The following is a 10,476-nucleotide window of genomic DNA, read 5'->3' on the forward strand; positions in this document are numbered from 1 at the left end:
ATTGGCCAGCGCCTACCCTTGAATGTCTTTACTTAGGCATCTTGCGAAAGCCCACCGCCAGGCGGTTCCAGCTGTTGATGGTGGCAATGGCCACGCTCAAGTCGACCTGTTCGGCGGCGCTGAACTCGGCATTGAGCAACGCATAGTCTTCGTCCGAGGCATGGGTCTGGCTGATCAGCGTCAGGCTTTCGGCCCAGGCCAGGGCGGCGCGTTCGCGCGGGGTGAAGAACGGCGTTTCGCGCCAGGCCGACAGGGTGCACAAGCGGCGCTCGGTCTCGCCGCCCTTGCGGGCATCGGCAGTGTGCATATCCAGGCAGAAGGCGCAGCCGTTGATCTGGGAGACACGCAGGCGCACCAGCTCCAGCAGCGGCAGTTCAATCGACAGTTTGCCGACGGCGGCTTCCAGGGCGAGCATGGCTTTCATCGCATCGGGGGACGCGGTGTAGAAATCAATGCGAGCAGACATGGTGTTACTCCAGGACAGTAGGAATTGGCGCCCAGCTTAATCACCCCACTGCCTCGCACAAATAGCCAATCCTGACGAAGAACAGGTAGCCAATGCCAGGCGCTTCAGGCCCGGCGGCGCAGCCACTGTAAAAAGCCCTTTTTCACCGGCACGATCGGTGCGTCCTGGGTCAGGTGCTGGGCGGTGTGCAGGCGGAAATCCAGGAGGTTCTGCATGGCTTCACTGATATCGTGGCGCGCATCCAGGCACGGCTTGAGGTATTCCTTTTCGATGCGGTAGAGGGTGCAGTAGGTCTTGGCCACAAAGTCCGCCGGCACGCTTTGCGCCCCCAGAATCCCGGCTTCGCCAATCACTTCTCCTGGCCCCATGCGCCCGGCTTCGAACGCGTGCCCGGCCTTGACCAGCATCACCGAAACCACCCCGGACTCGATGATAAACAGGTGATCGCTGACCTCCCCCCTCGGCAGGATCATCTCACCGGCGCGGAAGGTGTGCAGGGTCATGTTCTGGCTGAAGGTTTCCTTCTCTTCTTGGCGCAGGGTCGAGAAGATACTCGAGCTTTCCAGCAGTGCCCGTGCGGGTGTAGTGGCCGGCGAGGTCGGGCTTTCGGCGCTCGACAACAGGCTCACACCGGCCGCCTGCAAGTGCCGGTAGGCCAGATCATAAAGCTGGTTGCGCACCTCGCGCTTGAGGGCCATGGCCGGCACGAAGCCGCTGATTTCATACTCCACGCCACCACCGGTAGAGGTTTTGAAGGCCACGCTCGGCGCCGGCTTGGCCAGCAATTGCCGGCAACCTTGCATGGCCCGTTCCAGGGCTTCCAATACCGTTTGCGGGCGCGCATGGGGGCTGACTTGCAGGCTCACCGCCAGGCCGAACATATCCGCCGGGCGTGAGAAATTGATGATCTTGGCCTTGGCCGCCAGTGAATTGGGGATCACCGCCATGCTGCCCTGGGAGGTTTGCAGGCGCGTGGCGCGCCAGTCGATATCCGTCACCCGGCCTTCGGTGCCGTCGATGGAGATCCAGTCATCCAGTTGGTAGGGCTTGGTGGTGTTGAGCACGATTCCGGAGAACACGTCGCTCAAGGTGCTCTGCAGCGCCAGGCCGACGATGATCGCCACCGCGCCGGAGGTGGCCAGTACGCCCTTGACCGGCAGGTCGAGCACGTAGGCCATGGCCGCGATGATCGCGATCAGGAAAATCACCGCGCCCATCAGGTCTTGCAGCAACCGCCCGGTGTGGCCGACCCGCTGCATCATCAGCGCGCCGAGCAACACCGTCAGGGTGCGCGCGGCAAACAACCACCAGGCGATCTGCAAGGCCGTAGCGGCCAGGTGCAGCGGGGTGTTGTCGGCGTACGGCGCCAGTTGCATGGGGTTCATGCCGTCGTTGAACAGCACGGCGCTGAACACGGCGAAAATCCCCAGGCGCGCAATCAGCTTCCAGTTGCCGGGGCTGGCCGAAAACAGACGCCAGACGACGATATCGATAAGGATCAGCGCCAGGGCGCACAGCATCGGGTGATCGGAGAGAAAAGACAGCATCCAGGCGACTCCAGGGCGAATGCCCTGAAGATCGCATGAAATGCAGTTGGCGGGTATAGGGCGCCGCCAATCAGCGGGAGGCGCCGTGCATTTGGCCGAACTGGCCGGACTGGAAGTCGGCGAAGGCCTGGTGAATCTCTTGCTCGGTGTTCATCACAAACGGACCGTGACCGACGATGGGCTCGTCAATGGGTTCACCACTGAGCAGCAGCACCATGGCGTCGGCGTTGGACTCCAGGCTGAGCTGATCGCCCTCGCGCTCAAACAGCACCAGTTGCCCTTCGCGTGCCAGTTCCTGGCCGTTGACTTGCACGGTGCCTTTGAGCACCACCAGCGCGGTATTGCGCCCGGCATGCAGGTCCAGGGTCACGGCCTTGCCGCCCTTGAGGCGCAGGTCCCACACGTCAATCGGCGTGAAGGTGCGTGCCGGCCCGGTGCGGCCAGCGAACTCACCGGCAATCAGGCGCAGGCTGCCGGCACCGTTGGCCAGGGGCAACGACGGAATATCGCCGTCGAGAATGGTCTGGTAGCCGGCTTCGCTCATTTTGTCCTTGGCCGGCAGGTTGACCCACAGTTGCACCATTTCCAGGGCGCCGCCCCGTTTGGCGAAGGCTTCGGAATGGAACTCTTCATGCAGGATCCCTTTGGCCGCAGTCATCCACTGCACATCGCCCGGGCCGATGGTGCCGCCGGCACCGGTGGAATCGCGGTGCTCGACTTCGCCTTCGTAGACGATGGTCACGGTTTCAAAGCCGCGATGGGGATGCTGGCCCACGCCACGTCGCTGCGTGGTGGGGGTGAAATCCGCCGGGCCGGCGTGGTCCAGCAGCAGGAACGGGCTGATGTGCTTGCCCATGGTGTCGTAGGAAAATAGCGTGCGAACCGGAAAACCGTCGCCGACCCAATGGCCGCGTGGGCTGGTGTAGATACCAATGATGTTTTTCATGATGGACCTCCAAAGTGCATCCACCTTAAATCCAATACCAATAAGGCACTAGACAGCGGATTTGGCTCGCATCGTTCCATGGATGGGACGACTTAACCGCGGCGCTTCGCAGTCATAGCCCATCCGGTTTCATTGGCGTGGGCGTTGAGACTACAGGCCACCCGCAAAACGCAAAGCAGGCATCTTAATCATCTACGCCCGAACAACCTGGGCAACGTGTGACAACCCGATCCAAAGCAAAGGGTGGATTAAATTATATTTCGGTCGTAATATTTGGCTAAATATTACGTTCGTAATTTTTACTACGCCAACGCCACCAGGAGCCTGAAATGAGCCCACGCCCTCCTCTTCACCGCCTTTTTTCGCCCCTGGCGCTGTTGATCCTGCTCAGCGGTTGCAACAGCCAGGCCGACCCCACCGCCAACACCGCCCCACCGCGCCCGGTGCTGGCGGCCAACGTCGAAGCCGCTGCAAGCCAGCAGAATGCCTATACCGGGGTGGTGGCGGCACGCACCGAAAGCGACCTGGGTTTTCGAGTCAGTGGCAAGGTGATCGAACGCAAAGTCGATCCCGGCCAGCACGTTTCCCGGGGCGACATCCTGCTGGTCCTGGATATCGGCGACTTCGAGCTGGCACTGCGCTCGGCAAAAAACCGCGTCAATGCCGCCCAGGCGCAACTGCGTCAGCGCCGTGATGATGCCAATCGCTACCAACGCCTGGCCAGCACCGGCGCGGTGTCACGGCAGATTTTCGACCAGTCCGCGACTAACCTGCGGGTCGCCGAAGCTGAACTCGCCGCCGCCCAGTCGGACGCCAGCCAGATTGAAAACCGTCGCACCTACTCGGTGCTGCGGGCCGATGGCGACGGGGTGATCACCGATGTGCGGGTGGAGCGCGGGCAGGTGGTGGCCGAAGGGCAGATCGTCGCGCGCCTGGCCCACGACGGCGCGCGGGAAGCCATCATCCACCTGCCGGAAAACCAGCGTGACCGCGCCTCGCAAAAAGCCCTGGCCTTGCCGTTCGGTGCGCCGGACCAGGCGGTCACCGCGACATTACGTGAACTCTCGGCCAGCGCCGATCCCGTCACCCGCACCTACCGCGCGCGCTATGTGCTGCACGGCACGGTCGAGCGTGTCGCCCTCGGTTCCACCATCACCCTGCGCCTGCAAGGCAACGACCAACCGCCACACACCCGCGTGCCGATTGGCGCCCTGCAGGATACCGGCAACGGCAGCGGGGTCTGGCTGATTGGCGCGGATGACAAAGTCAGCTTCGCTGCGGTCACGGTGGCCAGCCTGGGCCAGGAAGAAGCCCTGCTTTCCAGCGGCGTCAGCCCCGGCCAACGGGTGGTCGCCCTCGGCGCGCACCTGCTGCATCAGGGTGACAGCGTGCGCGTGCTGCCCGCCCAGGCACAGCCCCTCAACCGCCGCCAGGAACCTTGAGCATGCATGGCCTGAATCTCTCGGCATTGGCGGTCAAGCACCGTGCCGTCACCCTGTTCCTGATCCTCGCGATCCTCGCTGCCGGGATTTTTTCCTTCGGTAAACTGGGGCGCGCCGAAGACCCGCTGTTCACCGTCAAAGTCATGACCATCACCGCCGCCTGGCCCGGCGCCACGGCCCAGGAGATGCAGGAGCAAGTGGCCGACCGCCTGGAAAAGCGCCTGCAGGAGCTGGACGACTACGACCGCGTCGAAACCATCGCCCAACCGGGGTTTGTGTCGATGCGCATGACCTTCCTCGAGTCCACGCGCCCCAATGAAATCCAGGACCTGTTCTACCAGACCCGCAAAAAACTCAGTGACGAAGCCGCCAAACTGCCCAAGGGCGTGATCGGGCCGTTCTTCAACGATGAATATTCCGATGTGTACTTCGCCCTATACGCCCTGGAAGCCGAACACCTGCCACATCGCCAACAGGTGCAGATGGCCGAAGCAATGCGCCAGGACTTCCTCAGGCTGCCGGGGGTGAAGAAGGTCAATATCCTCGGCGAACAGGCGCAGCGGGTATTTGTCGAGTTTTCCTATGAGCGCCTGGCGACCCTGGGGATCAAGCCCGAGCAGATCTTCGCCGCCCTCTCCGCGCAAAACGCCGTGGCGCCGTCGGGGTTTGTCGAAACCGCCGGCGCCCGCGCTTATATCCGTATCGACGGCGCCTTTGACAGCCTGGCGCTGATCGAAAACGTGCCGCTGCCGGTGGACGGCAAAGTGCTGCGCATCGCCGATGTCGCCACCGTCAGCCGTGGCTATGAAGACCCGCCCAGCTACCGTATCCGCCACCAGGGCGACCCGGCCTTGATGCTGGGCATCATCATGGAAAAACACTGGAACGGCCTGGACCTGGACCAGAGCCTCAAGGGCCAGGAGGCTAAAATCCAGGCGGACCTGCCCCTGGGCGTCAACTTCGCAAAAGTCTCCGACCAGGCGAAAAACATCAGCCTGGCGGTGGATGAGTTCATGCTCAAATTCTTCGTCGCCCTGGCCGTGGTGATGGTCATCAGCCTGTTGGCCCTGGGTTTTCGCGTCGGTTTGGTAGTAGCGGCGGCGGTGCCGCTGACCTTGTCCATAGTGTTTGTGATCATGCTGCTGACCGGCCGCGAATTTGACCGCATCACCCTCGGCGCGCTGATCATTTCCCTGGGCCTGCTGGTGGACGACGCAATCATCGCCATTGAGATGATGGTGGTGAAACTCGAAGAAGGCTTCGACCGCATCCACGCCGCGACCTTCGCCTGGAGCGCCACTGCCGCGCCAATGCTGACCGGCACCCTGGTGACGATCATCGGCTTTCTGCCGGTGGGTTTTGCCCGTTCGGGCGCGGGCGAATATGCCGGCAATATCTTCTGGATCGTTGGCTTTGCCCTAATCGCTTCGTGGTTGGTGGCGGTGGTGTTTACCCCGTACCTGGGGGTCAAGCTGCTGCCCAATATCAAGCCGGTGCCCGGCGGCCACGACGCGATCTATGCCGGCCTCTGGTACCAGAAACTGCGCCACCTGGTGCAAACCTGCGTGCGCCGGCGCTGGCAGGTGACCGGGCTGGTGGTGTCTGCGTTTGTGCTGTGCGGGTTGGGTATGGGTGTGGTGAAGAAGCAGTTCTTCCCCAACTCCGACCGTTCCGAATTGATCCTGGAGGTGTATATGCCGCCGGGCAGTGCCTTCAAAAGCACCGAGGCGGTGGCGGCGCAGTTGGAAAAGGCGCTGCTGCAAGAGCCGCAGACGCGCATGGTCGACACCTATGTAGGCGGCGGTGCGCCACGGTTTTTCCTGTCGCTTAACCCTGAGTTGCCTGACCCGGCGTTCGCCAAACTGATCGTGCAAACCGCCGACGCCCATGCCCGCGATGCCTTGAAACGGCGCATGCGCGAGCGCATCGCCGACGGCGAATTCCCCGCCGCGCGGGTACGGGTCACGCAATTGCTGTTCGGCCCGCCGGTGCCCTTCCCCGTGGTGTTTCGCGTGTCCGGCCCCGACTTGAGCCTGTTGCGCAGCCTGTCCGAAGAGGTGCGCCAGGTGGTTGCCGCCAACCCTCTGACCAAGGACGCGTTCCTCGATTGGGGCGAACGCACCAGCGCTTATCGCCTGGTGCTGGACCAGGATCGCCTGCGCCTGCTGGGCTTCACCCCCGACGAGGTAAAATCCCAACTCAACGCCCTGCTCAGCGGGAACCCGATCACCGAAGTACGCGAAGGCAACCGCACGGTGTCGGTGGTGGTCCGTGCCCAGGGCAGCCAGCGTGAAGACCTCGGCAACCTCGACAATATGACCCTGACCAACAGCGCCGGCGTGTCGCTGCCCCTGGCCCAGGTCGGGCATTTCCAGGCCGTGATGGAAGAACCTATCCTCAAGCGCCGCGACCGTACGACCACGGTTGAAGTGCGCGCCGACATCATCGACGGCGTGCAACCGCCCGACGTGGAGATGGCTGTCTACAAAGACCTGCAAGCGCTGATTGCACGATTGCCGGCCGGCTACCGCCTGGACATCGGCGGCCCGGTGGAAGAAAGCGCCAAGGCCAACGTGGCCCTGGCGGCACTGTTCCCGATCATGATCCTGCTGACCCTCACGGTGATCATGTTCCAGGTGCGCTCGTTCGGCGTGATGTTCATGGTCTTCGCCACCGCCCCCCTGGGCTTGATCGGTGCAGTGCCGACCTTGCTGCTGTTCAACCAACCGTTTGGCTTCAACGCGATCCTGGGGTTGATCGGGATTGGCGGGATCCTGATGCGCAACACCCTGATCTTCACCGACCAGATCCGCCAGAACCAGGAACAGGGCCTGGCCACCACCGAGGCGATTGTCGAAGCCACCGTACGCCGCGCACGGCCGGTGATACTGACTGCGCTGGCGGCGGCGTTGGCGTTTATTCCGCTGACCTTGTCGGTGTTCTGGTCGTCCCTGGCGTATGTGCTGATCGGCGGGGTGTTGGTGGGGACATTGTTGACGCTGCTGTTCTTGCCAGCGTTGTGCAGTTTGGTGCTGGGCCGGGACAAGGTGCGGGCGGCAATCTCCTAATGTGTCGGCTTGTGTGGGAGCGGGCTTGCACGCGATGGCGGCGAATCAGTCAACCAAGATGCCGCCTGACACACCGCTATCGCGGGCAAGCCCGCTCCCACATCAACCCGGTGTCTACCGAGCGATTGACGGTGCTTTCAGATCAACGCTTGGCCAGCTCCATAATCATCCGACTCAACAGATAAATCCTCGGCGCCACACTCTCCACCTCGGCGTACTCCTGCGCTGTATGGATATTGCCGCCGACAATCCCGAAGCCGTCCAGCGTCGGGGTGCCGACGCCCGCCGACAGGCTGGCATCCGCCGCCCCGCCACTGCCTTCAATGGTCAGCTTGCGCCCAAGTTCGGCGTAGATGCCTTGGGCGATAGCCACCAACTTGTCAGACTCAGGCGTCTGCGGCATCGGCGGCAAACCCCGTTGCAGGCTGGTGGTGACCTGTGTTTCAGGAATCAGCTTATTGGCGGAAACCCGCGCCAGATCCTTCTCGATCCGATCAAACTCTTCCGGCAGCGCCGCCCGCACATCCGCCTTGGCCGTGGCCTGGTCGGGGATCACGTTGGTGCGATCGCCAGCCTTGAGCACGGTGAAGTTGATGGTGGTTTTTTTCTCGTCATCCCCAAGCTTGCCCAGTTGCAGGATCTGGTGGGCCGCCTCCATCGCCGCGTTACGCCCCAGCTCCGGGGCAACCCCGGCGTGAGCGGCCTTGCCCTTGACCTCAACCACCGCTGTGGCACTGCCCTTGCGCCAGACCACCAGGCCATCGGCCGGACGACCGGGCTCCAGGTTCAAGGTGACATCGTGGGCCTTGGCGGTTTTGCGGATCAGTTCGGAGGCGGCCTCGGAGCCGGTTTCTTCGCTGGCATCGAGCAGAAAGGTGATTTGCGCGTAGTCCGTGAAGTTCTGGTTTTTCAGCACTTTCAAGGCATAGATCCCGGCGACGATCCCGCCCTTGTCGTCCATCACCCCGGGGCCATAGGCACGACCGTCCTTGATATGAAACGGCCGCTCGGCCGCCGAGCCTTCCTTGAACACCGTGTCCATATGCGCCATCAGCAGGATTTTCGCCTTGCCCGTGCCTTTGAGCGTGGCGATTACATGGCTGTTATTGGCTGCCGCATCCGGCACCTGTTCGATGCTGAAACCCAGTTGTTTCAATTCATCGACGGCGATCTCGCGCACCTGGGTCAGGCCCGGCTCGTAGCCGGAACCCGAGTCGATATTCACCAGACGCTCCAACAGCTTCAAGGCCGGGGCCTTGTACTGCTCGGCATCGGCCTGGATCTGCGGGTGAGGCTGGGCGCTGAAAGCCGGCATGGCGATCCCCAGGGACAACCCCAGGGCAGCGGACAACAGCGTACGGGGGACGTTGAGAGTCATGAACAGATCCTTGTTTTTTATTGGAGAGGGTCTCTCACACCCTACCTGACAATGGCCACATTGTTCATCCGCAAACCGACAGGAGACTCTTCGTCAGGCCCCCCCGAAATATCCCACCCGACTGCCGGATAATCTCTACTTCCAAGCGTTAAAAACCGCTGCAAAGTCCCTCGCCTGATCACACAGCGCAAGGGACCGCCGATGTACTTTCCAATTGATGCCCCGGTCCTGGGGGCAACCTCTTGAATGCCGCCATTGGTTTTATGGTCCTGGCGGCCATGGACTTCAAAACGCGGGACGTCGAAGCGGTTCTCGCCGACTTCCGGCAATGCCTGAACACCTATGACGCCTGGGCCGAGAGTTTCTGGAGCTTTTCGGCGCTGGAGGTCGAGCAGGTCTTCAAGGTGGGCGATGAGGTGGCGCTGGTGGCGCCCATTGCGTCCAAAGCCCCCAGCAGCACCGTCGCGATGTGCAAAGCCAGTGGCTCGTTGACCCTGGTGCATATGTTCGAGAGCACACGTTTTGTGCCCATCGGCAACACCCCGGTGATGCTGCAAGCCATCCCCAAGAACGGTGGCCCGCTGGGCGACCCCCTTTACAAAACCATCGGCCCCAGCGGCATTCTCGAAGTCACCGACTGCACCCGCGACCAGCCGTATCGGATCACCTTCTACCCCAATGTTTCCAAAGCCCACGTCCAGGCGTTGTACGCGTCTTACCAGGCCATCATTGCGCCGCTGGAAAGCCAGTTGCGCAAAGATTGGAGCAGTACATTCGAACCTTTGTGGCAGGGCTACTCCGAAGCCAACTTTGTGCAGCGCTACCGCCTGCTGGACCAAGGCTATGCGCAGGGATTTGGCAACGCACTGCATGAGCTGTGGGACAACATCCAACAGCTGTATCAATGGCTGGCGGACCTCAAGCCCAACAGCGAAAAACTCCTGCACTACCTCTCCCAGACCGAACTCGATGCCCTGCTGGCGTTGAGCCAGGAAGCCATCGCCAATGGCCTGCTGATGCTCAGCGATGAGCCGCTGTTGTTTATCTACCTGTCGGCGCTGGTCAGCTGGATGCGCATGCTGCCGCCGCCGTACTTGAACGAACTGCTGGGGCAAATCACCGCCGAAGTGCTGATCAACCTGTTGCTGGTGTGGGTCACCGCCGGCATGGGCGTGACGGTGCGCCTGGGCGCGCAAGTGCTGGGCAAGATCAAGTCGGGTCGGGTCCGCCAATGGCTCGAGCAGATGGCCAGGCCATTTGCGAAGACCGGCATGGAGCCCCATGCCGAGGCGCTCAGGCCGTTATTGCTGGGTAGCCCTGCAACGCCGATCAAGACGGTGCCCAGCGTGCCGCTGAAAGCCGGCGCAATGGAAGTAACCAATCCGGTGCCCCTGGTGCGGGAAAAATCCGCGCCCAAGACGGCCTTGGTCAAGCATGAGGCGGTCGACGACGCGCCCTCCTCCGCGAAAAAACCCAACGGTGAGGCAACCGCCAGCGCTGATAAAACCGCGACCCACGGTTGCCCGGTGTCCATGGTCACCGGCGAAGAACTGCTGACCCTGACCGATGGCGAACTGGATGGCGTGCTGCCATTTGCCTGGACACGCCTGTATCGCACCAGTGCCGTGG

The 10,476-nt window shown here is 62.3% G+C and carries 7 protein-coding genes; 3 read left to right on the top strand and 4 right to left on the bottom strand.

The window, feature by feature from the left end:
• Positions 1–28: 28 nt before the first annotated feature.
• The 3 genes from HBR93_RS24130 to HBR93_RS24140 all read right to left on the bottom strand — a co-directional run bounded on the left by HBR93_RS24130 (position 29) and on the right by HBR93_RS24140 (position 2,959).
• Positions 29–466, bottom strand: a complete 438-nt coding sequence (locus HBR93_RS24130; RefSeq protein ID WP_057438487.1) for a carboxymuconolactone decarboxylase family protein — start codon at positions 464–466, stop codon at positions 29–31.
• Between the two features lie 104 nt (positions 467–570).
• Positions 571–2,013, bottom strand: coding sequence for a mechanosensitive ion channel family protein (locus tag HBR93_RS24135; protein WP_057959068.1), 1,443 nt, complete (start codon positions 2,011–2,013; stop codon positions 571–573).
• A 70-nt stretch (positions 2,014–2,083) separates the two neighbouring features.
• Positions 2,084–2,959, bottom strand: coding sequence for a pirin family protein (locus tag HBR93_RS24140; protein WP_057438486.1), 876 nt, complete (start codon positions 2,957–2,959; stop codon positions 2,084–2,086).
• A gap of 329 nt (positions 2,960–3,288) precedes the next feature.
• Here HBR93_RS24140 and HBR93_RS24145 point away from each other — a divergent pair, with 329 nt between their 5' ends.
• Entirely contained in the window at positions 3,289–4,401 is a 1,113-nt protein-coding gene (locus tag HBR93_RS24145; protein WP_169961234.1) for an efflux RND transporter periplasmic adaptor subunit, read from the top strand.
• Between the two features lie 2 nt (positions 4,402–4,403).
• On the top strand, positions 4,404–7,469 hold the full coding sequence (locus tag HBR93_RS24150; protein WP_169961235.1) for an efflux RND transporter permease subunit: 3,066 nt from the start codon (positions 4,404–4,406) through the stop codon (positions 7,467–7,469).
• A 142-nt stretch (positions 7,470–7,611) separates the two neighbouring features.
• Here HBR93_RS24150 and HBR93_RS24155 read toward each other — a convergent pair whose 3' ends face one another.
• Positions 7,612–8,847 carry a M20/M25/M40 family metallo-hydrolase gene (locus HBR93_RS24155; RefSeq protein WP_169961236.1) on the bottom strand — a complete coding sequence of 412 codons (1,236 nt, stop codon included), beginning with the start codon at positions 8,845–8,847 and terminating at the stop codon, positions 7,612–7,614.
• Positions 8,848–9,125: 278 nt separating this feature from the next.
• Here HBR93_RS24155 and HBR93_RS24160 point away from each other — a divergent pair.
• Positions 9,126–10,476, top strand: a 1,351-nt coding sequence (locus tag HBR93_RS24160) for a DUF6531 domain-containing protein (RefSeq protein WP_222932500.1), incomplete at its 3' end; no start/stop codon positions are given.

This window comes from Pseudomonas sp. WS 5411 (genome assembly GCF_012985595.1).
GTDB classification, from domain to species: domain Bacteria; phylum Pseudomonadota; class Gammaproteobacteria; order Pseudomonadales; family Pseudomonadaceae; genus Aquipseudomonas; species Aquipseudomonas shahriarae.